The sequence below is a fragment of the Niallia sp. 03133 genome (assembly GCF_052663225.1).
In genome coordinates, this window is the sequence record NZ_JBQTCY010000013.1 from 1 (window position 1) to 20,996 (window position 20,996).

Annotated in this window: 31 protein-coding genes and 1 pseudogene; 20 read left to right on the plus strand and 12 right to left on the minus strand. The window is 38.1% G+C overall.

Annotation, left to right across the window (positions count from 1 at the left end; translation table 11 throughout):
* Positions 1-74: 74 nt before the first annotated feature.
* Positions 75-626 (minus strand): DUF4865 family protein, encoded by a 552-nt coding sequence (locus ACTYBU_RS17305; RefSeq protein WP_445491631.1) that lies wholly within the window; start codon positions 624-626, stop codon positions 75-77.
* A 118-nt stretch (positions 627-744) separates the two neighbouring features.
* On the opposite strand from ACTYBU_RS17305, the gene ACTYBU_RS17310 reads away from it, so the two are divergent.
* The 5 genes from ACTYBU_RS17310 (at position 745) to ACTYBU_RS17330 (ending at position 3,281) form a co-directional block, all read left to right on the plus strand.
* On the plus strand, positions 745-1,221 hold the full coding sequence (locus tag ACTYBU_RS17310) for a LysR family transcriptional regulator (RefSeq protein ID WP_445491633.1): 477 nt from the start codon (positions 745-747) through the stop codon (positions 1,219-1,221).
* Between the two features lie 179 nt (positions 1,222-1,400).
* A complete protein-coding gene (locus ACTYBU_RS17315) occupies positions 1,401-1,577 on the plus strand; it encodes a hypothetical protein (protein WP_445491634.1) in 177 nt (58 codons plus the stop codon).
* A gap of 309 nt (positions 1,578-1,886) precedes the next feature.
* Positions 1,887-2,738 (plus strand): metallophosphoesterase, encoded by an 852-nt coding sequence (locus tag ACTYBU_RS17320; RefSeq protein ID WP_445491635.1) that lies wholly within the window; start codon positions 1,887-1,889, stop codon positions 2,736-2,738.
* A 78-nt stretch (positions 2,739-2,816) separates the two neighbouring features.
* Complete coding sequence (locus ACTYBU_RS17325; protein WP_445491636.1) at positions 2,817-3,068, plus strand: hypothetical protein; 252 nt, start codon at positions 2,817-2,819, stop codon at positions 3,066-3,068.
* Between the two features lie 33 nt (positions 3,069-3,101).
* Positions 3,102-3,281, plus strand: a complete 180-nt coding sequence (locus ACTYBU_RS17330; protein WP_445491637.1) for a hypothetical protein — start codon at positions 3,102-3,104, stop codon at positions 3,279-3,281.
* 240 nt (positions 3,282-3,521) lie between these two features.
* Here the strand turns inward: ACTYBU_RS17330 and ACTYBU_RS17335 are convergent, their stop codons facing one another.
* The 5 genes from ACTYBU_RS17335 to ACTYBU_RS17355 all read right to left on the minus strand — a co-directional run bounded on the left by ACTYBU_RS17335 (position 3,522) and on the right by ACTYBU_RS17355 (position 5,531).
* Positions 3,522-4,004 carry a VOC family protein gene (locus ACTYBU_RS17335; RefSeq protein WP_445491638.1) on the minus strand — a complete coding sequence of 161 codons (483 nt, stop codon included), beginning with the start codon at positions 4,002-4,004 and terminating at the stop codon, positions 3,522-3,524.
* An 88-nt stretch (positions 4,005-4,092) separates the two neighbouring features.
* Positions 4,093-4,470 carry a DUF4064 domain-containing protein gene (locus tag ACTYBU_RS17340; protein WP_445491639.1) on the minus strand — a complete coding sequence of 126 codons (378 nt, stop codon included), beginning with the start codon at positions 4,468-4,470 and terminating at the stop codon, positions 4,093-4,095.
* Positions 4,471-4,559: 89 nt separating this feature from the next.
* Entirely contained in the window at positions 4,560-4,895 is a 336-nt protein-coding gene (locus ACTYBU_RS17345) for a hypothetical protein (protein ID WP_445491641.1), read from the minus strand.
* Between the two features lie 45 nt (positions 4,896-4,940).
* Positions 4,941-5,393, minus strand: coding sequence for a GNAT family N-acetyltransferase (locus tag ACTYBU_RS17350; RefSeq protein WP_445491642.1), 453 nt, complete (start codon positions 5,391-5,393; stop codon positions 4,941-4,943).
* 9 nt (positions 5,394-5,402) lie between these two features.
* Positions 5,403-5,531 carry a hypothetical protein gene (locus ACTYBU_RS17355; RefSeq protein ID WP_445491644.1) on the minus strand — a complete coding sequence of 43 codons (129 nt, stop codon included), beginning with the start codon at positions 5,529-5,531 and terminating at the stop codon, positions 5,403-5,405.
* Between the two features lie 239 nt (positions 5,532-5,770).
* Here ACTYBU_RS17355 and ACTYBU_RS17360 point away from each other — a divergent pair, with 239 nt between their 5' ends.
* The 4 genes and pseudogenes from ACTYBU_RS17360 to ACTYBU_RS17375 all read left to right on the plus strand — a co-directional run bounded on the left by ACTYBU_RS17360 (position 5,771) and on the right by ACTYBU_RS17375 (position 8,228).
* Entirely contained in the window at positions 5,771-6,517 is a 747-nt protein-coding gene (locus ACTYBU_RS17360; RefSeq protein ID WP_445491645.1) for a DUF2087 domain-containing protein, read from the plus strand.
* A 17-nt stretch (positions 6,518-6,534) separates the two neighbouring features.
* Entirely contained in the window at positions 6,535-6,876 is a 342-nt protein-coding gene (locus tag ACTYBU_RS17365; RefSeq protein WP_445491647.1) for a GIY-YIG nuclease family protein, read from the plus strand.
* 223 nt (positions 6,877-7,099) lie between these two features.
* Positions 7,100-7,530, plus strand: a pseudogene (locus ACTYBU_RS17370) (MATE family efflux transporter).
* Between the two features lie 47 nt (positions 7,531-7,577).
* Positions 7,578-8,228 (plus strand): MATE family efflux transporter, encoded by a 651-nt coding sequence (locus ACTYBU_RS17375; RefSeq protein WP_445491823.1) that lies wholly within the window; start codon positions 7,578-7,580, stop codon positions 8,226-8,228.
* A 50-nt stretch (positions 8,229-8,278) separates the two neighbouring features.
* Here ACTYBU_RS17375 and ACTYBU_RS17380 read toward each other — a convergent pair whose 3' ends face one another.
* A complete protein-coding gene (locus ACTYBU_RS17380) occupies positions 8,279-8,656 on the minus strand; it encodes a hypothetical protein (protein ID WP_445491649.1) in 378 nt (125 codons plus the stop codon).
* Between the two features lie 95 nt (positions 8,657-8,751).
* Here ACTYBU_RS17380 and ACTYBU_RS17385 point away from each other — a divergent pair, with 95 nt between their 5' ends.
* The 5 genes from ACTYBU_RS17385 (at position 8,752) to ACTYBU_RS17405 (ending at position 11,494) form a co-directional block, all read left to right on the plus strand.
* The gene (locus ACTYBU_RS17385) at positions 8,752-8,925 is read left to right on the plus strand and encodes a hypothetical protein (protein WP_445491650.1); all 174 of its coding nucleotides are present in this window, start codon (positions 8,752-8,754) and stop codon (positions 8,923-8,925) included.
* Positions 8,926-9,032: 107 nt separating this feature from the next.
* A complete protein-coding gene (locus tag ACTYBU_RS17390) occupies positions 9,033-9,503 on the plus strand; it encodes a DinB family protein (RefSeq protein WP_445491651.1) in 471 nt (156 codons plus the stop codon).
* Positions 9,504-9,725: 222 nt separating this feature from the next.
* Positions 9,726-10,247, plus strand: coding sequence for a DinB family protein (locus ACTYBU_RS17395; protein ID WP_445491652.1), 522 nt, complete (start codon positions 9,726-9,728; stop codon positions 10,245-10,247).
* A gap of 13 nt (positions 10,248-10,260) precedes the next feature.
* Complete coding sequence (locus ACTYBU_RS17400) at positions 10,261-10,839, plus strand: GNAT family N-acetyltransferase (RefSeq protein WP_445491653.1); 579 nt, start codon at positions 10,261-10,263, stop codon at positions 10,837-10,839.
* 10 nt (positions 10,840-10,849) lie between these two features.
* Complete coding sequence (locus ACTYBU_RS17405; protein WP_445491655.1) at positions 10,850-11,494, plus strand: copper homeostasis protein CutC; 645 nt, start codon at positions 10,850-10,852, stop codon at positions 11,492-11,494.
* A 39-nt stretch (positions 11,495-11,533) separates the two neighbouring features.
* Here ACTYBU_RS17405 and ACTYBU_RS17410 read toward each other — a convergent pair whose 3' ends face one another.
* Positions 11,534-12,451 (minus strand): LysR family transcriptional regulator, encoded by a 918-nt coding sequence (locus tag ACTYBU_RS17410; protein ID WP_445491656.1) that lies wholly within the window; start codon positions 12,449-12,451, stop codon positions 11,534-11,536.
* A 171-nt stretch (positions 12,452-12,622) separates the two neighbouring features.
* Between ACTYBU_RS17410 and ACTYBU_RS17415 the strand changes: the two genes are divergently transcribed.
* The gene (locus tag ACTYBU_RS17415; RefSeq protein ID WP_445491657.1) at positions 12,623-13,588 is read left to right on the plus strand and encodes a quinone oxidoreductase family protein; all 966 of its coding nucleotides are present in this window, start codon (positions 12,623-12,625) and stop codon (positions 13,586-13,588) included.
* 212 nt (positions 13,589-13,800) lie between these two features.
* Here ACTYBU_RS17415 and ACTYBU_RS17420 read toward each other — a convergent pair whose 3' ends face one another.
* Positions 13,801-14,208, minus strand: coding sequence for an NUDIX hydrolase (locus tag ACTYBU_RS17420; protein ID WP_445491659.1), 408 nt, complete (start codon positions 14,206-14,208; stop codon positions 13,801-13,803).
* 387 nt (positions 14,209-14,595) lie between these two features.
* On the opposite strand from ACTYBU_RS17420, the gene ACTYBU_RS17425 reads away from it, so the two are divergent.
* The 5 genes from ACTYBU_RS17425 (at position 14,596) to ACTYBU_RS17445 (ending at position 17,883) form a co-directional block, all read left to right on the plus strand.
* A complete protein-coding gene (locus ACTYBU_RS17425; RefSeq protein ID WP_445491660.1) occupies positions 14,596-14,988 on the plus strand; it encodes an aminotransferase yhxA in 393 nt (130 codons plus the stop codon).
* An 18-nt stretch (positions 14,989-15,006) separates the two neighbouring features.
* Positions 15,007-15,405 carry a DUF350 domain-containing protein gene (locus tag ACTYBU_RS17430; protein WP_445491662.1) on the plus strand — a complete coding sequence of 133 codons (399 nt, stop codon included), beginning with the start codon at positions 15,007-15,009 and terminating at the stop codon, positions 15,403-15,405.
* 392 nt (positions 15,406-15,797) lie between these two features.
* On the plus strand, positions 15,798-16,259 hold the full coding sequence (locus ACTYBU_RS17435; protein ID WP_445491663.1) for an RNA helicase: 462 nt from the start codon (positions 15,798-15,800) through the stop codon (positions 16,257-16,259).
* Positions 16,259-17,494 carry a glutathionylspermidine synthase family protein gene (locus tag ACTYBU_RS17440; RefSeq protein WP_445491664.1) on the plus strand — a complete coding sequence of 412 codons (1,236 nt, stop codon included), beginning with the start codon at positions 16,259-16,261 and terminating at the stop codon, positions 17,492-17,494. Before ACTYBU_RS17435 ends, ACTYBU_RS17440 begins: the two co-directional genes overlap by 1 nt.
* Before the next feature lie 53 nt (positions 17,495-17,547).
* Complete coding sequence (locus tag ACTYBU_RS17445) at positions 17,548-17,883, plus strand: hypothetical protein (RefSeq protein WP_445491666.1); 336 nt, start codon at positions 17,548-17,550, stop codon at positions 17,881-17,883.
* A 248-nt stretch (positions 17,884-18,131) separates the two neighbouring features.
* Here ACTYBU_RS17445 and ACTYBU_RS17450 read toward each other — a convergent pair whose 3' ends face one another.
* The 3 genes from ACTYBU_RS17450 to ACTYBU_RS17460 form a co-directional block, all read right to left on the minus strand.
* Positions 18,132-18,581 (minus strand): SRPBCC family protein, encoded by a 450-nt coding sequence (locus tag ACTYBU_RS17450; protein WP_445491667.1) that lies wholly within the window; start codon positions 18,579-18,581, stop codon positions 18,132-18,134.
* The gene (locus ACTYBU_RS17455; RefSeq protein WP_445491669.1) at positions 18,578-18,922 is read right to left on the minus strand and encodes a MerR family transcriptional regulator; all 345 of its coding nucleotides are present in this window, start codon (positions 18,920-18,922) and stop codon (positions 18,578-18,580) included. Before ACTYBU_RS17455 ends, ACTYBU_RS17450 begins: the two co-directional genes overlap by 4 nt.
* A 287-nt stretch (positions 18,923-19,209) precedes the next feature.
* Positions 19,210-20,655, minus strand: a complete 1,446-nt coding sequence (locus ACTYBU_RS17460) for an aminotransferase-like domain-containing protein (RefSeq protein WP_445491670.1) — start codon at positions 20,653-20,655, stop codon at positions 19,210-19,212.
* Positions 20,656-20,996 lie beyond the last annotated feature (341 nt).

Sequence of the window (20,996 nt, forward strand, 5' to 3'; positions counted from 1 at the left end):
AACCGAAAGGATGCATAAATTATGCATCCTTTTTTTATGGAGTTTTATTATTTGAGACTGTGTACACCTCCATATTATCTTCCTCTTGAAATATGAAGAATCTCATAAATAGAAACATTATTATTGTTTTCAAACCCTTTCGGATATTCTTCAAAAAAATAGAAGGTACTGTATGACCATTTGTCTGGATTATATATCGTTACTTTGCTAGTTGGGTTTTCCTTGATTACTAGATTATTTAGTGAAGGTTTAAAATTTCTCAATGAAGACTTCTCTTCTATGGTTCCCATTCTTTCAACTACGTATTTACTCACAGAAAACGAAAAAGTTAAATCGATTTGCAGTGGTATACCTATATTAACAGTCTGCCACCCGAAGGAGTCTAATATATTATCGTAAAATCCTTCAAAAAGAAATTTATTCATGCTTTCTGAGTCGTCCCAAACATAAAGAGGGGAATAAGAATTATAATGGTTTCCCCTTTTTCCTTTTTCTGAAATTAGATAGGCTTTAAAATGGAGTCCTTCGAATCCATCCGTTTTGTTTCCATTATTTTTTACTCGATCTCGAATATTAGCCATATCATAATCTGAAGGTAGCTTTACCTTATATTGCATTCCTATCATAATATTTCTCACTCACTTTCCTATTGGATAAATTTAGTATACAATTATCCGATTCTGTCGTAAAAGAGGTAATGCTTATGCTTAATATCATTTATAATGATATCAAGGAGGAATAGATATGGAAATTAATGATTTAATTATTTTTCAAAAGGTAGCTGATTTAGGTTCCATATCAAAAGCAGCTGAATCACTTGGGTATGTGCAGCCAAATGTATCCGAACGAATAAAAAAATTAGAGTCAGAACTAAGTACGCCCTTATTTCAGCGGACTAATAAAGGAGTCGTTCTTCAACTTCAACCTAAGGGTGAGATACTTTTGCGTTATACTACAGAAATTCTTGGGCTCATTGAGGAGGCAAAATCTACAATCAATGAACACTGCTCACCCTATAAATTAGGAGCTACACAAACGATTGTGAAAAATTATTTGGAAACCTTTTTAATCCAAAGCCACTCTCCCTATACCTTATATACTAGATCAAGTACTGAATTAGAATCTTTATTAAAGTCCTCGCAAGTTGATATGATAATAACGAATAAAAAGACGGACAACACGAATTTTAAACAGAATTTTTCGATTCGGGAATTTATTTAAAAAAGGTAGTAATGGATCTCCAAAAAGAAACCTTTTTGGTTAGTAGAGATAAAAATTGTCCATATAGACAGTTTACATTTCAATTTGCAAATAAAAATAATTTTTCTTTTTAAATTATAGAATTAGATTCCTATGATTTTATTCTCTCAATGATTTCAGCTGGAAAGGGAGTATCATTCTTGCCAAACCATATAAATATGGAGAATATAGACGTTCTTCCTCTTGAAGAAAACACTGCTAATACAATAGAAATATTTTCTTATACTTTAAAGAAGTCTGATTCTGTTATTCCAGACTTTATTTACGATGCTTTTTTTCATAAAAAACAAGGAATTGACAATGTTGGTCAAGAATAAATATAAAGTTTTATACACAAAAAATGCCTTGTTTCAAAAAGAAGCAGGCATTTTTGTAGTAAATAAAACTATCTATTAAATTAGCCTAATATGAGTTTTTTCACACTCTTTTTAGCAAATCAAGTGCACCCTTCACACTCATAATAATGCTTAGTAGCATCTACCGTTTTAATTAAAAAATAGTTTGGAAACAATTGATGAATATTTTGCGTTAGTATGTATAAGAGCAGATAAAGTAAACTTCCATCAGTGGGGGTCTTACTTCTCCTTAAGAGTGGGATAAAAGATACTAGTCAGGAGAGGATCATCATGAAATTTACGAAAAAGAAGGGCATAATTTTTACAGTTATTGTTTTGTTAATAGCTCTATTTTCTTACTATCAAAATAACGCTGTTACTATGACAAACGTAACCATACAATCTAGTAAAATCCCTTCAAGCTTTGATCATTTTAAAATAGTGCAATTATCAGATTTGCATAGTAAAGAGTTTGGGAGAAATCAAAAAGGTTTAGTAGAAAAAGTGAAAAAATTAAAACCGGATTTAATTGTTTTTACAGGGGATCTAGTGGATTCGAAAAAATACAAGGAAGTACCAAGTCTGGGGTTGATGAAGCAGCTTGTTTCGATTACTTCTGTTTATTATGTGACTGGAAATCATGAATGGTGGTCGGGAAAATTTGATCGTTTGGAGAAAAAGCTGCAAGCTGCCGGAGTAAAAGTGATGAGAAATACGAATGAAGCAATTAAAAAAGGGAATGGGGAAATTCAGCTTCTTGGGGTAGATGACCCGGCAATTGCCGGTGAAGATTTAGAAGAAGCCATAGTCGATCAGGAAATTCAAACGGCTTTGAAAGGAACAAAAAAGAGAGAGAATTTTATGCTGCTGTTATCCCACCGGCCAGAATTATTGCGATTATATGAAAAATATAATATGGATCTTGTTTTGGCTGGACATGCACATGGAGGACAAGTGAGAATTCCCTTTATTGGCGGTTTGGTGGCGCCAAACCAAGGTTTTATGCCAAAGTTTACAGCAGGCCAATACAAAAAGGGCAATACTATTATGATTGTAAATAGAGGATTGGGAAACAGCATTATTCCCCAACGATTATTTAATCGGCCAGAGATAGTGGAGATTACTTTTAGATCGGAAAAATAATTGTTTTTCCCAGGTTGAGAAAGTGATGAAGGCAGAAGATGATATAAACAAAAAATTATATGAAAAGAGGCTGATTTTTTGAAGTGTTTTATTTCAGATGATCATTGGGACATATTGGGGTATAGAGAAAATAAAAAGAATTTAAAGGGCAAGTTAAGTGAGGAAACCTTTCAATTTTTTTTAAATGACTCCTTTCATGATGCCCATATCTATTCTATTAATCTGATAAATCACTTTGACCCTGATAAAGAAGAGCAGGGCGAGATGCATCCAACAACATTAAAAGCTCATTTAAAACACTGGGATGGTCACGAATACAAATTAACTTAGAATGGTGTAACAAAATATCGCTTTGAATATGATATGAAGAAAAATACTTATGCTAATTCAAATGAAATAGTCTTTGACGGAATGAGAGGCATTGATGAATGGGGATATGAAGAAATCATCCATTTAGATAATGGAGATTTTATCCATGAAATATTGCTGCATTCTAAAGCAAAAATATTTATACAGTGCAAAGACATTAGTTTGAAAGGCTAATAGTTTAAAACATAAACTGATTATTTAATTCAAAGACAGTTAATGTTTAATTTGGATTTTTTTGTATATGGTCTTTTAAAGCAAAGTTCTATCAAAAAAAGCGTTATTATAGTTCAAAGGGAAAAAGGACTTAGATGTGGTTCTTTTGGGGATTGTTTCTTCTTCAACTAATAACGTTTAGAGATAGAAGGATATTATATAATCCTCATTTGTCAAAGTAGATGAGTTTTATAAAAATTATTATTTTATCCCCCTAGTTACCCCCTCATTATTTCGTTTATTCCATTCTTCTAAAGACATCATGTCAAAAGTCTCCTCAAAATCTAATCGTAAAGGTGCGATACATTCAAGAGAATTTCCATCGGGATCTTGAAAGTAGATAGCGGCATGAGCATTTGGGTTATTGGGCAGAACAAGTGGCTGTTTTTCTGGTGGGAATGTAAAAGCAGATTGGATGGGAATTCCTTTTTGTTCAAGCCATTCTTTTATATTCTCCATATCTTTTCGATCAATTTGAAAAGCAACATGCCTTAACGAGGGATGATAGGGTGTAGCAGCTTTCTCGGTTTCCCACAATCCTAGCCAGCTTTGTCCCTTCTTAATCCAGAAAAATGCTAATTTATCCGTCTGATAAGCAAGCTCTAATTCCAATTTTTTATAAAATTCAATGGATTGCTTCAAACAGCTTACAGGCAAATGCGCTTCGTAAAGACCTTTTATCATCTGTTTTTCTCCTTTATTGTAATTTGGGCATTTACGGGGTTCTATCTTTACGTAAGAACCCCGTAAATGATAGTAGAATGCTTATCGTTTAATTAATTAATTGTTCTTTCGCATTTTTGATTACAGGTTTTCGTACGAAGCACATGATGCCAACAATGATAAATAAAACCGACTGTATCAGTGTTGCACCAAGAGTCAGAATCAACATTAGAATTCCAGTTAGGAGTAAGATAATACCTGACTTTTTTGGAGCTTTTTTTAATATAAACAGCGCGGCAAGTCCTAAAACAAATCCAAGTACGTGTATGCCTAAAACCAGCCATGCATACCATATTTCGCTGGATTGAGGCAGCTGTTCAGGAAATTGAATGCCTATAAAAAGAGCAATGAATACTCCAAGAATAATAACAAGCAACTGAAGAACTAATGCAATAATACCTAAAACCATTTCCGGTGTACGTTTCAATTGCTTCCCTCCTAGAACGTTAAAGATAGATGGGGAAAACGCTTTGATATCAAGTGTTTTCTTCTATTATATGCCATTTTAAGCAAATGTTAGTTTGTAGAATATTTATAAATATACTGCCATGGCATTTCTGTATTTGCGGTGTATAAAATATAGTTATTTCCTTTATCCGTAAATTCCCATAAAGTACCGTCCATATCTCCATCGACTTCACCAATTGTTTTCCAAAATGGTAAAAAGTTTGGAACATGGATTCCTAATTTTTCAGGTTCGGAGTCTGTAACTAATTCTAATTTTGTATTCTTTGAAACCAAGGTGTTATTTGGTCCTGCTTGAAAATGTGGTACAAAAAATACACAATTAGTCCACCAAATAATAAATGAGAGCATGATAATTATTGCCGAAATGATTAATTTTTTCTTCATATATCCATCCTGAAATTTATATAATTATTTGTTTGCATATTCATTTTATAAATCCAAAGACAATCGAATCATATCCCTGCATTGTATGCCGTTCTCAAAAATCTCTTCTATATAATGGCGCAGAAAATAGTCTTTGTCTATGCCAATTATTCGGAAGCCGCATTTTTGGTAAAGGGCTAACTGGCCAATACTTGAATTTCCCGTACCGATTTCCATGGTTTTATAGCTGTTTTTTCTTGCTGTTTGGATGGCACTCAACACAAGCTTTTTCCCAATTCCTTTGCCGCGGTGTTCTTCTTTCACCACAACGTTGACCAATTCAACTGTTTGTGGTCTTGTAGACAGCAGGACATAGGCGCCAACGACCTGCTGCTTTATAAAAACTAAATAGCACTCGCCTCTATTTATATATTCATCTACCAGCTCTTTGGAAGGATCGGCCAGAAGCAATAATTCCATTGGAGGGTATTCCTCGCTACGCAGCTTTCTAATCTCCATCATGATTTTCTAATGAAATAAGACATACAAAATGAGGGCGCCAATCACAACAAATCCTCCAATTGTTGGACTGCCATATAATGCTCGATTCCAAGAATCGTTTGTTTCAATTTGACTTTTTTCTCTTTTATTATTCATAATTCATTATCCTCCTTTAATCATTCCTTCTTTCTATTAGTTGCTGTTACTTTTATTTTAACATAAATATCCAAATGTGTTCAGCCTTAGTGAAATTACTTGCTTTATACAAACAAAATATAAAAACGTTTGTTTAGTTGTTGACGGTTGCTAAGTGATGTAATAATATATAGATTATATTACAACATGTGAAGAAAATGTTTGTTTTTATATAAACTATTAACTGGAGTGTTTATAAAATGGAACTTTCGGAATTTTTTTGGAATGCTACTTTGGAAGAATTAAAGCAGGGATTTATAGAGCAAAAGGATCGGTTTGTCTGCCTCCTTTGTGGAGAAATAGTGGAAAAAGGCATTATCTATCCGCGTAACGATGTGTTGTATGAAGCCGGGAAATTTATGCAAATTCATATACAAGAAAAACATCAATCCGTGTTTGAATACTTAATTGGTCTAGATAAAAAGCTGACTGGTTTAACGGAGCACCAAAATAATTTGCTGCACCTTTTTTATCAAGGCAAAAGCGATGAAGAGGTAAAGCGGAAGCTAAATATTGGGAGTGCTTCTACGATTCGCCATCATCGTTTTGTTTTAAAAGAAAAGGAGCGCCAAGCGAAAACATTTTTAGCATTAATGGAATTGCTGAAAGAAAAAGATCAGCATGCACCTGCATTTATTCCCGTTCATAAACAAGCGAAAATGGTAGATGAGCGGTACAACATAACGGAAGAAGAGCAGCAAAAAGCGGTGAAGAAATATTTTTCAGAAGGAAAGCTGGAGAAATTTCCATTAAAGGAGAAACAAAAGCTGATGGTGCTTCGGGAAATAGCGGGTCGGTTGAATCCCGAAAAAAAATATACAGAAAAAGAATTAAACAAAGCCTTAGAAGCGATTTATGAGGATTATGTGCTGATTCGCAGGTATTTAATCGAGTACGGATTTGCAAACAGAAAATCAGATGGCAGCAGCTATTGGCTGAAAAAATAATGAATAGGTGAGTGGAAATGGATCGTAAAAAAGAACTAAAGCAGCTTTATAAAGAAATGCCGATTGAAGCAGGCATCTATAAAATTCAAAACAAACAAAACGGGAAAGTGTTTATTGGCAGCACCCGAAATACGAAAACACTTAATGGTGTCAAGTTTATGCTGAATAAAGGCGGCCATACGAATAAAGAACTCGCAGCAGAATGGAAGCAATATGGTGAGCAGGCTTTTACTGTAGAAGTAATCGATACGGTGAAAAAGAAAAATGATCCTTATTTTAATGAAAAAGAAGAATTAAAGAAATTAGAAGAGAAATGGCTCGAAGAACTTCAGCCATATGGAGTTCGTGGATACCATTAAGTCGGGAGTATGAAGATGGATACAATCAATCAGTCCCTGGGAAAAAGAATGATCCGTTTTCTGATCCCAATTATGCTTGCAAGTATTTTGCAGTCATTTAGTCAAGTCTAAGGCAGCATCATTGTAGGTCAGCAGCTAGAAGTCCAAGCATTGGCAGCCATATCCGCTGTTCTTTTTCTTAGTTTCCTTTGCGATTGGCATTGGAACAGGCAGTTCGATATTAGTGGGTCAGACATATGGCGCCAGGAATATGGAAAGAATGAAAGAAGTAGTTGGCGTGACGGTGGCTTTTACCATTATTCTTTCCACTGCTCTGGCCATTTTCGGCAGTGTTTTTGCAGAGACACTATTACGATGGATGGGCACACCAACGAATATATTAATAGAAAGCACTCATTATGCACGATATTGTTTATCACCTTGCCCATTATGTTTAGTTACATGGTGTATACAACGATGTTAAGAGGGGTGGGCGACTCCAAAACACCATTTTATTCCTTGGTTATTAATGTTTTGTTAAACACGATCTTCCTGCCTGTCCTGCTTTTTGGATGGGGACTTTTCCCTGACCTTGGATTATATGCTGCAGTGGTTTCGAATATTATTACGTTTGGTTTATTACTAGTTTACTTGAAAAGAAAGACCATCTTCTGAAATGGGATTTCTCTGTCACGAAGCATTTTCGATTAAATGGCTTGATTGTGAAAAATCTGCTTCGTTTAGCGATTCCGACAAGCATCAGCATGGTTGCCATTTCGATGTCTGAAATTGCGGTGGTCACTTTTGTAAACGAATATGGATCCAACGCAACAGCTGCATATGGTATCGTTAATCAAATCGCCAGTTATGTGCAAATACCGGAGATGAGCATCTCGATTGCCATTTCTGTATTTGTGGCACAATCAGTTGGAGCAGGGCAAACAGCTCAGTTAAAACAAATCACGAAAATTGGAGTTGGTTTAAACTATCTTTATGGCGGAATTTTAATCATCATCGTATGTTTGTTTGCAGATCCGAGTTTATCCGTCTTTCTAAAAGATCAGCAAACAATGGAAATGGCAAAAAGCCTTATTCTTCTTTCCTTTTGGAGTTATGCACTATTAGGGCATATACAAGCAATTTCTGCCACCAAGCGGGCAACAGGCACCGTGCTGTATCCTACATTATGTACGATATTAAGCATTTGGCTTATTCAAGTACCAACAGCATATATTTTGTCCCACTTTACGGATCTTGGAATAAAAGGAGTATGGCTTGCTTATTCGATTGCGTTTTTCGTTAATTTATCCGCGCAAATACTTTATTATCAAGTTTTTTGGAAAAAGAAGAAGCTGAAGGCGATGGTGCAATAATGTAGAAGAAGCGGTTTGTTGGGAGACATCAGACCGCTTTTTGGTAGTTATTAATTATCTAGTTTGGTCAATTCGAAAAAATCGGTGTGGAGTTCTAAATAGATTTGTTCCTCATCTTTTTCGAAAATATAGCCTTTCCCTTCATATTTCTTTTCCTCAGTCCATCCTTCCTCTGCGATTTTCTTGAAATAGGCAGTGGGATGAATTTCCCCATCATCTGTAGTTTCCTTCCCAATTCCAATAAGCTCATATTTTTGATAAACGGATTTGTCTTTCTTGGCGCTTTCTCTTTTTTCTTTCGCATTAGCAGGAACAGGGAAGTCAGATTGGAGACGAGAATTGGCAAAACCCTCTTTTTCATGGTACTCATTCGAACATCCAGCAAGCAAAAGTAATAAAATCAATAGATTGGCATATTTTTTCTTCAAATTATAACCTCCGTTTATATTTATGGATGTAATATTAGACGTTTATAGCATGAACCCCTTTATTTTGGATAAAAAAGGAATTTTATAAAAGGGGAATGATGTCAATTTTTGTCGAAAAATCGATAAATCAGCAAAATGGAAAGATAAATAGAACAAAAAAGAAGAAAAATCACAAAAAAATAAAGATAAAACGAAGAAAAAAGAAGAAAGGATCGTTGGAGAAAGCGGTAATAGAGTCAGAACCAATTAATTTCCATTTTGATTTCTAACTGAAGGCACCGACTATAATTTTTTTAACAAAAATTAGCAATATCATTTTGCTGCGAACGCTTATTCGTGTATATTCAAGTTATAACTAACAAAGGAGAAAACAGTTATGAATTCTATTGATTTAATTATTTTAAACTTCAATGAAGCAAGAAGAAGAAGTATCAAGGTCTGGACATCTATTCCTCATAATATGCTCCAATGGAAGCCAGATAACGAAGCAATGACTTGTATAGAAATGGTAAGACATGTGTTGGAGAGTGAACATTATTATCATTTAGCAATACAAAATGGTGGCAGTTTGTCTGCTTTTGATTCGCCATTCGAACATCGACCTTTTACAACAGTTGATGCAGAGTTGAAATTCGCAGAGCATTTTAGAAACCAATTCTTAAACACTATTAAATCATTTACTGAAGCTGATCTGAAAAATATAAAAATCGACCGTTCTGATTCAGGATACATAAGGGACCTAGGTGACATGCTTCTAAGGGTGGCTTATCATGAATCTGTTCATACAGGTCAGTTATTGGATTATTTAAGAACAGCAGGAATTCCAAGAATACGTATATGGGATTAGGTCAACGAAGGTGTTATCATGCAAATGATGCACCTTCGTTGTAAGCTGTTTAACTAATCTTCCTTCGGTAGAAAAACAACAACATCCTTTGAAAGAGCCGTTCCCCCTTTAACGAAACCTACTAATTTACCAGCCAATCCAATCCAAAGCAGGATAGCAGAGAAAAATGGAGAATAAGAGATGTATAGGAAACAAATTTAGGAGCAAGAAAGGGAGGTATATATGTTTACAAAACCAGTAAAGGGAGAATATCCAGATTTTTACGAGAGGTATATAAAGCTTGTCGGTGACGGAAATATTATCGAGCTGCTTGGGAAACAGGTAGACGCAACTGCTTCTCTTTTTCTAAATACAACGGATGCACAAGCAGATTATCGTTATGCAGAAGGAAAATGGTCGGTAAAAGAAGTGCTTGGACATATGACAGAAACAGAGCGCATTATGCAATACCGAACATTGCGCATAGCGAGAGGAGACCAAACCTCTCTTGCAGGATACAATGATGAAGAGTATGTGAAAGAAGCGTTATACTCCTCTCGTTCCATGGAAGATTTAGTAGAAGAGTATAAAATAGTGAGACAGTCGACCATTGCTCTATTAAAAGGACTGCCAGAAGGGACGCCTACTAGAAAAGGCTATGCCAATAATGGTGAAGTATCTGCAAACGCCATTGCATACATTATCGCAGGACATGAACTGCATCATTTAAAACTTTTGAGAGAACGCTACTTAATTTTACAATAATAGAGGGGATTTTATGGAAATCGAAGCGATATACGGTGATTTGCCAAGACTAGAAACAGAAAGGCTCATTCTCCGGAAATTAACGCCAGCCGATTTAGATGATATGTATGCATATGGCTCCAATTCGGAAGTAACAAAATATGTGACGTGGGAAACTCATCAAAAACGTTCCGACACAAAGGGATTTTTGCAATTTGTGTTGGATCGATACGAAAAGAAGGAAGTTGCCCTATGGGGAATTCAGTATAAAGAGAACGGAAAATTAATCGGCACCATTGATTTTGTATGGTGGAAGCCAAACCATAGCAGTGCAGAGATTGGCTATGTCCTTTCACATGAGTATTGGGGAAAGGGCATTATGACGGAAGCTGCAAAAGAAGTAATAAAATTCGGCTTCGAAAAAATGGATTTAATCCGCATTCAAGCAAAATGTTTCACGGAGAATATCGGCTCTGCCCGAGTAATGGAAAAGGCGGGAATGACCTTCGAGGGAATCATGAGAAAAGACATGTTTGTCAAAGGGAAGCATCATGATGTAAAAGTATATTCTATTTTAAAGGAAGAATTTTTAGCAAAACAGGCGCAAGATTAGGTGGTTGTTAATGATAAAAGAAGTTTGTGTAGAAAATTTTACTATGGTTCCTGAAGCGATTGCCCGAGGTGCCGATCGCATTGAGCTTTGCGACAATCTTAATGCAGGCGGGACAACGGTGAGTCACGGAGTCGCTGCAAAAACCATTCCATATTGTAAAACTCAACAGATTAAGGTTATGTCCATGATTAGGCCAAGAGGTGGAAACTTTATTTATTCGCGGGATGAACTGGAGATTATGAAGCATGATATCATCCATTTAAAAAAGCTAGGGACAGATGGGGTGGTGCTTGGCTGCTTAACTGATTCAGGGTGGATAGATGAAGGTTCCATACATTTCCTCCTAGAAGCAGCACAAGGACTGGATATAACGTTTCATATGGCGTTTGATGAGATCGATCCCCAACTTCAGCTGGAAGCAATTGATTGGCTGGTGGAAATTGGTGTGAATCGAATCCTAACGCACGGAGGATTGATGGACTCCCCAATTGAAAAGAACCTGATGCGGATTAAAGAATACTTAGATTATGCGGCAGGCAGAATCATCATCCTGCCTGGCGGGGGCATTACAAATAAAAACGTAAATGAAATTGCAGCGAAATTACCTATCAGTGAAGCGCATGGGACAAAAATAGTAGGGGAACTCAGGGAGTAGCTGAGGTTGTTTCTTATTTAAACAACATTATGCGTTTTTCTACGCATTTTCTCCTGAAGCCGAAACTGTTTCTCGAAACGTCTTCCTGCTAAGATCAATAAAGAACTGCAAGTAGGAGGCAATCATTTTGTCCTTATGCCAGGCAATGCTTGTATAAATTGGGACAAGGGAATTTTCCCATCTCAATTCTTTTAAGCTGCCGGATAGAATTTCTTTTTCTACGGTCATAGAAGGGAGGATGGCGATTCCGAGTCCCGCCATCACGCATTGTTTAATTGCTTCAATGCTGACAAATTCAAATTTAGCAGGTGGAAAACAGCCTGCACGTGAGAGCGTTTCTTCAAAGACGATTCGATAAGAGCAGCTGGATTCTGTAAGAAGCAGTGTTTCTGTTTCTAAATCTTTGGAGGAAACGCTCACTTCATTCACTAAAGAATGATCAGCAGAAGCCACCAACTTCAATTTTTCCTGAATAAGTGTCTCCATGTGCAATTGTGTTTCCGACTTGATGACATCTGTAATAAAAGCGATGTCCAGCTCTCCTTTTATTAATTGCTCCCTTGCTGTTGCATCTGAATTTGCTGGTTTAAAAATCAGCTTAATCTGCGGGTATGCTTGTTTAAATGCTTTTAAAATAGCAGGCAGTCGATACGTACATTGACTTTCCTGCGCTCCAATAATGAGTGTTCCTTTTTCTTCTATCGTTCCAGAAATTTTAGTATGGGCCTCCTCTGTCAACCGCAGCATTTCATCCACGTATAGCTTATAGTGTCGGCCTGCCTCTGTTAAAACCAAACGTTTGCCAAGGCGCTCAAACAATGGAGTTCCCAATTCCGCTTCCAAGTTTTTAATCTGCGCCGTTACACTTGATTGAGCAAAATTCAGCTGCTTAGCCGTCATCGTAAAGTTCAGGGTTTCTGCCGCGATTTTAAATGTTTTCAATTGTTTTAACTCCATACAAACACCTCCTAAATCGAAAATATCGATTGAATTGATAGAAATATTCAGCTTTTTTGATTGGTGTAATGATTATATGATAAAAGGGAGGAAAAGAATAGGGAACGTAGGAAAAACTCGAGGAATGCGGGAAAAACTCGCGAAATGCACAAACTAGAAGGAGTGATAGAGATGAAAGCACTTGTATTTAATGAATTTGGCGATAAAGATGTTTTATATATAAAAGAAATAGCGCACCCAGTGTTAAAGCCGAATGAAATTCTCCTGAAAATGAAAGCAATTGGCCTCAATTTTGCAGATATATATAGAAGAAAAGGCAACTTTCATTTAGAAGGGAAGCCGCCGTTTATTTTAGGATATGAAGGAGCAGGAGTCGTCGAAACAGTAGGAGAAAATGTCAGCGGCATTAAAATTGGAGATAGAATGGCGTTTGCCGATGTTCCACATGCCAATGCTGAATTGGTTGCAGTTCCGGCAGAGAAAGCTATCCCAATTCCAATTGGAATAACAGATGAACAGGCTACCGCTCTTTTGCTGCAAGGGCTGACGGCGCAATACCTTGCTTCCGATAGTTATAGCGTAAAACAAGGAGATGTAGTGCTGGTACATTCTGCAGCAGGCGGAGTTGGACAGCTGCTTGTACAGATAGCCAAAATAAAAGGAGCAAACGTTATTGCGATTACTTCAACGAGTGAAAAGGCCGAAGCAGCAAGGAATGCAGGAGCAGACACTGTTCTTTTTTATAAAGAAAATTGGGTAGAACAAGTGAAAGAAGCAACAGCAGGAAAAGGAGCAGATGCTGCATATGATGCCGTTGGAAGTACGTTAAATCAGAGTTTTGCTGCAGTTAGGACCGGAGGAAACGTGGTATTTTATGGCATGGCAGGTGGAGAACCGCCCCTTGTGGATCCGCGAATGCTCATGGATACTTCGAAAACATTAACAGGCGGAGACCTATGGAACGTGCTGCAAACAAAAGAAGACCGATTAGCACGAAGCAAGCAGTTATTTGACTGGATGAAGGAAGGAAAGCTCCGCATCCAATCGCCGGCAACCTTTCCACTAAGAAAAGGAGCAGACGCCCACGAATTGCTGGAAAGCAGAAAAAGCATGGGGAAAATTTTGCTGATTCCATAAACGTTTTTAGGAAAAGGAGCACTCAGCATAAGACTAAGTGCTCCTTTCATCTAAGAGTAAGAAAGTATAAGTTTTTTGAAGTCAGATAGCTGTCTAGCTCCGACGTACAGGATGTACTAGTGCCGATGTTGCAACAGGACGTTGCGTACTTAATCGGCCAGTTCGTACGGCAATGAGCAAGGCGCTTGCGCTTTTCTTATGGAAACTTCATTCTAAAATTCCACATAAAAAGGCTGCAGATTATCATCTAAACAATATTCAATTCGCTGTCGGAAATTTCCCCACGTCACCATTTTAAGCGCCTTTTCTAATGGAAAGTAGCCAACCTCGAGGCTTTCTGAACTTGTCGTTGGTGTGCCTCCAATCGGTTTTCCTAAGAATAATGTATTGCATATAGATTTCTCTACATTTTGAAACACACCGCAAAATCTAGTAACCTCAATATCTATTCCAGACTCTTCTTTTGTTTCTCTAATGGCAGCGTCTTTTAAAGATTCCCCCTCTTCCACCTGGCCGCCAGGCATTTCCCATCCCCTCCGCGGTCCTTTTATGAGAAGCAATTCCTTTTTATCATTTAATATAACTGTAGCCGCTGACACAATATGTTTTGGTGGCTGCATGTAAATCCCCCTATGTATACTTTTTCCATTTTCTATACCTATTCGCTTTGTAAAGGAAATATCCCTTTTTGCAGGAGAAGTGAAATACCGCGAATTCCGAAGATCGTTTCGGCAAGTATAATTCTTTTGTAATCCGCCCAAATTGTTCCATTTTATTATAAAATAGGAGCAGCACCCAATTATCCTATAAAATGCTGGAGGAGTTTCATTGAAGCTTATAACTGAACACTTCATCTTTTTCCTATGTAATCTAGAAAACGATGAACCATTTCAATAATAATAGATCAGCGGAAATAATTGGGAAGTTTTATTGAGAGTTAATAAGATAGGGAATCTTTTTCCCATTTTATTCGTATGTATAAAAAGTCATGGTGGGAGGTGAAAAAAATGAGTAAAACAAATAAAGTAATGACAGGAATTATTTCAACCGCTTTTCTGTTGAATTTAGCAGCATGTAATAACGATACGGAAGATGAGTATACCAGTACACAATCACAAAATATTCCGGACCCTCCTAAAGATTCGAATTGCTCTCAATGGGAATGGGACGAAGATGATGGCGGCTGGGAATGTGAAGACAGACATTCCCATTATTATGGACATTATTTTTATGGAGGGCGTTATTACAGCTCTAAATCAGATTTATATAAAAGTAGCAATTATAAAAAACCCTCTTCTAGCAGAAACTCTTCAGTTCAATCAGGCAGCTCGAGTGAAACAAGCAAATCAGTGAAAAGAAGCTCCGGTTTTGGCAGCGGCTCAAAAAGTTACGGAGGATAAAAGAAAGGAAGAATACATATGAACTTATATATAAATTTTGCCTCCTATTTAGGAGTAGCATTGCTTTTGTTAATTGTCGGCATCCTGCTGTTTATGTTTAGTACACCAAAGCTAAAAGAACTAAAGCTGATTGCCGAAAAAAATCTTAGCGCTGCGCTCGTGCTTGGCGGAAAAGTCATTGGGCTTGCGATTGTGCTTGGATCGGCGGCAGAATACTCGGTTTCCTTGTTGGATATGGCCATTTGGGGACTGATCGGCATTGTCGTTCAAATTATTGTTTTTATTTTAGCAGAAGTAATTACCATCCGTTTCAGCATCCATAAAGCAATTGAAGAGGATAACCGAGCAGTGGGGATGATGCTGTTTTCTTTGTCCCTTGCGATCGGCTGGATCGTGGCAAAATGTCTATCATATTAAGAAAAGCGAAAGCGCCCTGTCCATCGACGTACGGACTGGCCGATTAAGTACGCCACGGCCTTATGTCTTCATCGGCACTTGTACATCCTATACTTTGAAGGGGCTCCGACTGAGATAAGGCGAACCTTCCATCAGGGGACGTTTTCCCCCATGATGGTTAGTTGAGCCGATCAGGTTTTTACGGGCAGTGTTTTATCCATTATCTATTTTTTAGATAATATCTTACTGCCCGTTATAACGTGATAAAGGAAACACGATGAGTAATAGCGAATCGATGTTGACTTATCGTAGGGAGAAGACCTGAAGTACGATAGGCGATAGGCGCTGGAGCTAGACACTCATCTAAGTTGAAAATGTTATCTTTCTTATTTTATTAAAAAGGATGGCGAGGAATGAAAAAGCTAACTTATTTTATCGATAAAGGAAATGAAGATTATCAGCCCTTTTATGAATATGAAATACCGGCAGTAGGCATTGACGAATTGTATGCCCGCCAGCTTTGCACGTATTTTATTATGAGAGGGCAGCAATACGAACTGATTTCCAATGAAATGGCAGAAGACGAAGAGATTTTGGTTCTTCAAGATATCGGCAGAAATACTTCCGTATTAGATGAAAAAAACTACCGTGGAAAAGGATTGAATATCGAAATCCGCAGATATAGGGAATCAGAAAACTACCGCCTGCTCACCGTTATTCCATGTGAATCTCATTTTGAGATTATTCGCTACCTTTTAAAAGATATTATCGAGGTTCCCAGCTTCGGTCAAAAAGCAGTAACATCCTCTGAAATTGATGAAGACAGAGGAGTATATGTGCTGTATGTTAAGGATATTGGGGAGGAATCAGTATAGTGTCTGGCACTTATCAGGAAAAAAGAAAACAATTTTACAGCCAGCTCGATTCCTTCTGGGCGGATCTGTATAACGAAGAATATGCCCTTTATGATACGGCGATAATAAAAAAACAAGAGTTGGAGCAGCTTCATCTGGCGAGCAATCGGATTGGCAGCATCTTTTTTAAAATAGGAAAACTGCTGAGGCAGGTTCCAGATCAAACATTAATGGAGATGGGTTTTCCAAAAGAAACCCTTGCTTTTCTTCGCGTAAAAACGTTGTCTGCAGAAAGTCTGATTTCCCGCCTCGATCTTATTCCGTCAGGCAATGGCTATAAATGTATTGAAATAAACAGCGATACGCCAACCTTTATTAAAGAGCTTTTTTATGTAAATGGACTGGTATGCAAAGAGTTTTCCGTTAAAAATCCAAATGAACATAGTGATCTATTTTTAAGCGGACAGATTCGCAAGGCGATTAACGAACTTTGTGACAAACAAGCTAACCAAGATCCTTATATTGTTTTCACTGCACATGAAGATAATATCGAAGACAGGGAAACAGTTCTTTATCTGCAGAAAATTACTGGGCTACCATCGAAGTTTATCCCCCTTCATAAGGTGCAAATTGAAAAAGGGGTTGGCCTTTTTGATGACGAAGGAAATAGAATTCATCTTTTATACAGGCAGACATTCCCGATTGAAAATTTAATCAGTGATGAAGATGGCAAAGGCAATAATATTGGGTTATGGCTGCTGGAACTGGTCGAGAAAGGGAAATTGGATATAATCAATCCACCATCTGCTTTTTTATTGCAGAACAAAGCGGTGCAGGCAGTGATTTGGGGCTTACATATGGAAAACCATGCTTTTTTTACAAAAGAAGAGCATGATTGGATTGAAGCCTATTTTCTTCCAACCTTTTTGGAGCCGGCCTATTTTCTGGAATTAGGAATACCTTTCGTGAAAAAGCCGGCATTCGGACGAGAAGGGGATACGGTGGAAATTTATAATACAGAAGGAAAGCTGGTACATGCAGACAGCGAAAAATCGTATACCGACTACCTCCCTGTTTACCAGCAATATATTGAGCATCCCAAGGCGACTTTTTCCAGTGAAAAAGGGAAGCAAGAAGGAAAGCTGCTGATTGGAAGCTTTTTAGTAAACGGAAAAGCGTCCGCTGTTGGCTATCGAATTGGCGGTACGATTACGAATAATCTTTCTTATTATTTGCCGATGGGTTTGGAAGAATAAGCAGGAATTTTTTCGGGTAAAAAGAGTAGTAAGACTCAAATTTGGAGGAAGCGATGAAACTTGCGGAATTAACGAAACCAACCATTGCCTGGGAAGAACGTATGGAAGAAGGGGACGACCTTTTTACAGAGGAAAATTTAGAAGCAGCCAATGAAGTGTTGGACGCATTTATTCAAGACCTGCAAAACTTAGGTGAAAATGCAACAGATCAAAGTATTACAGCATGTGTGCAAAAAGTAGTGCTTCGGCTAAATGAGATAAACGAAACATACGAATACTTCATTGAAACGATGGAACGGGAAGAACTATACGAATTTATCGTTGAAGCCGCAAGTATCATGGGCTTGGAATGGGAAGAAGATATTACCGAAGAATGGCGCGAGTGGTAGAGCTGTGAGACAGCTTTGCTGCTGCGCTTTTTTTGTGGATGTTTCTCGTTTGGAGTTCGCAAATAGAATAGGGTTTTTCGCAAATAGAGAGGCAAGTTTCGCAAATAGGGTTGGATATTTCGCAAATAGAAAGACGAATATCGCAAATAGAATAGGGGTTTCTGCAAAAGTAACATAGTGAAAGCCTTATCATACTCAACTAACCATCAGTGGGTGATAATGAATCCCCCACTGATGGAAGTTTCACGTTAACTTTCGGCTTCGTGCTTCACTTTTTCCATAAATTCTTTCGCTACATTTATGTTGCTTTTTTGGCCGCCGAGTTTTAGCATGGCTCTGCCAACGAAATTAACTCCTTTGTTCTGCCCTTCATAAATAAATGTTGTATGTGCTTCATCAACCTTGAGCAGTGTAAAGGAAAGGGTAATATCAAAGGCTTTTCCTAATACAAAGTGAATTTGCTTATGCTTTTTGTCTTCCAAATCATCGTAAGCCAGTGTTTCTACGATATAGGTTTCTAATCGTTTTCCTTCCCGGTAGGTTTGCTGATGTTTTGCCCCTATTTCATTTTCTTTCTTTTCTACTAATTGATGCTCTTCCACTTTTGGCATAATTCTCTTAATATTTTTATCGAGAAATAAACTCCATACCTTTTCTATATTGGTATCAATCATCGTTTCTTCTTTCCATTCAATCACTCATTTTCCTCCTTTCCAGATTCAAGAAATTCATCAATCTCTTCCATGCGAAGTTGAAGGTCATCCATTTCAGATTGGATTCTCTTTCTTTTTTCTATTAACAGCTTTTCTAAGTTGGCAAAGGACTCATCTTTCATCACAGCATTCATTTCTTGTATCGTAAAACCTAATCTTTTTAATTTTATTAATAGAATGGCCAGAAAATAGCTGCCATCATCATAATAGCGGTAGTTATTTTTCGGATCGATAAAAGCAGGTTCCAGTAGCTTAATTTCCGCATAATAACGTAGGGTTTCTTTTGTTAATCCGGTCATGTCTGCAAAATCACTAATCTTGTACACTCTTTTCCACCTGCTTTCATCATAAACTCTGTGGTACACTACAAGGTCAACTTTTTTTATCCCACTCTTAACGGGCAGTAAGACCCCTACCTCGGGGATGCTGAGAAATCGAGGAAGTTAGGTGTTGAAACTTTCCCGTAAAGGTCCGAGGAATGTACACAAACTAAGGTCGCCACTTCCTTATGTCTTCGTTTGTGTGATCCACATCCTGTGGACCGCAACTAACCTTCAGTGGGGGATGAAGAAAACCCCCACTGATGGAAAGGTTCACTTTATAAAAATTTCTGCTATTTTTCCAGCCGGCGTATGATTTGTGCTAATCTTTTTATCCCAATTTCCAGCTCTTCCTCCGTTGCATAAGAATAGGAAATACGCAGCTGCTGGGTGCTGTATCGATCATAAATAGGACCGGGATTAAGCAAAATTCCTTCTTTGCGTGCTTCTTTAAACAGAGATTCCATCGAAATGGCTGGAAGAATCGACAGCCATATATAAAATCCACCCTCTGGAATCGTCCAAACAGCAATTTCTTTAAAATGCTCCTCCAATAAATGTAATGCCCAATCTCTTCGCCGTTTTAACTCGATCCGTAAATTTGCCGTATAATTTTCATAAAATCCATTCGTCAGCCACTCGGAAACGAGGTGCTGAGACAAGGTGCTCGATCCGTAATCTGTTTGCATTTTAATATCTGCAAGCCGGTCGATGACAGATTCCGGACCTGCAATAAAACCGATTCGCAGTCCTGGTCCGAGCACTTTGGACATGCTGCCAACATATAAAACATTTCCGCTTGTATCCATTTCCTTTAATGTTGGAGGGGGAGGGTCATTAAACCATAAATCCCCATACACATCATCCTCTATAATCGGCAGCCTTTCTTTGGCCGCAATTGCCAACAGTTCCCGGCGCCTTTCCAGCGGCATCACATAGCCAGTCGGATTATGAAAGGTAGGATTTGTATACAATAATGCAGCTGCATGCTGTCTTTTTAGCCGGACAATCGAATCCATCCTCATTCCTTTTTCGTCCATCGGAACACCTGCCAACCTCATACCGGCTGAATGAAAAACACGGATTGAATGCAAGTAGGAAGCTGCTTCATGCAGTACGGTGGAGCCACGGGAAAGCAGTCCAAGGGAAATAAGCTGCAATGCTTGAATGCCTCCTGAAACTATGAGAATAGAAGGTGCAGAAACCATCATACCCTTTTTCGCCAAATAGTCGCTGATTGCCTTTCGCAGCTGCACATCTCCCTTCGGCTCAGGATAGCTTAAAGAAAGCTGTTGTGTTTGAAAAGCCCCTTGCACCATCTGGGAAGGAAGCAGGTTTGGGGATAGCTCTCCGGTGCCAATCCGGATAATATTCGGAATAAATTCATCTCTATTAATCTCCTGGATGGTCGGCAAATTAGGCTGATAGAGACCTGCTTGTACATACGTTTTCCAGTCAGTAGGCTTTTCGGAAGAAAGCAGGCTCCATGAATTATTTTTTACCGTGGTGCCTTGTCCCACCTTTGCCTGCAAAAAACCGTCTGCAGTCAATTCATCAAGCGCATATACTATCGTGCTGCGATTCACGCCAAACAGCGCCGCCAACTCCCTTTGCGCCGACAGTTTAAAGCCAACAGGCCATTCGCCGCACATAATTTTATTTTTTATATACTCATAGATTTGCTGATAAAGGGGAAGGGGAGAGTGTTTATCAGGCACCCATTCTTCTGTCCGTTTCATTTTGATTATTCCTCCGTTGTTTTTTAGATAAGAAAGTATAAGTTTTCTGAAGTCTGATGGGTGTCTAGCTCCGACTTACTGGATGTACTAGTGCCGGCGTTGCCACAGGACGTGGCGTACTTAGCCGGCCAGCACCCTATCGACTGCAAAGCTTCCCTCACCTCGATTACGATAAGTCAAGCACGAACGCACTAACGCTCTTCGTGTTTCCTTTATCTGTAAGGTTCACAAACTAAAACCGCCACTCCTGTAGCAACGTTTGTGTGATCCACATCCTGTGGACCTCAAGCTTTCCGTCGATGAGCAAGGGTACTTGCACCTTCTAATTATAATACATTGGT